The 663-nt window shown below is 42.2% G+C and carries 1 protein-coding gene; it reads left to right on the top strand.

From position 1 onward, the window contains the following. Nucleotide 1: 1 nt before the first annotated feature. Nucleotides 2-663, top strand: a 662-nt coding sequence (locus ABN217_RS19550; protein ID WP_349459896.1) for a DEAD/DEAH box helicase, incomplete at its 3' end; no start/stop codon positions are given.

Genomic DNA, 663 nt, shown 5'->3' with positions numbered 1-663 from the left:
CCTGTCAAACAAAATCAAAGAACACATAACTCAATGGTACAAAGGGTTATCATTACAAATTGACGGGTTCGTTTCCCGCGCTCCTCAGCGCCAGATGATAGCAGAAGTTGCAAAAAACTTAGCGGATGAAGAGGGGCGCCATCTAGTTATTGAAGCGCCTACTGGCGTAGGAAAAACGTTGTCTTATTTGATCCCAGGGATTGCCGTTGCCCGTGAAGAAGGCAAAACATTAGTTGTGAGTACGGCTAACGTTGCGTTACAAGATCAAATTTTTAGTAAGGATTTGCCACTACTCAGTAAAATTATTCCGGATCTTAAATTTACAGGGGCATTTGGCCGTGCACGCTATGTGTGCCCTAGAAATCTTGAAGCTATTTGTGCAGCTGAAGGTGAGCAAATAGACTTAATGCTATTGGTTGAAGATAAAGCTGAGATTGCGAATAGTGAGGAAAGGGCACAATGCCAACAGCTGCGTAATGATTTTCATAGCTTTGCGTGGGATGGTTTACGAGATCATCATAAATGTTCTTTCAGTGATAGTTTATGGCGCAAAGTAAGCACAGATAAAATGAATTGCTTAGGGCGCAATTGCCAATTTTATCAGCGTTGTCCATTTTTTATTGCCCGCCGTGAAATTGAAGATGCTGATGTGGTTGTCGCTAA

The sequence above is a fragment of the Proteus sp. fly-1067 genome (genome assembly GCF_040139345.1).
GTDB lineage: Bacteria > Pseudomonadota > Gammaproteobacteria > Enterobacterales > Enterobacteriaceae > Proteus > Proteus vulgaris_B.
The sequence above is the reverse complement of the archived record's forward strand: the minus strand, read 5'-3'. Positions and strand labels throughout refer to the sequence as shown.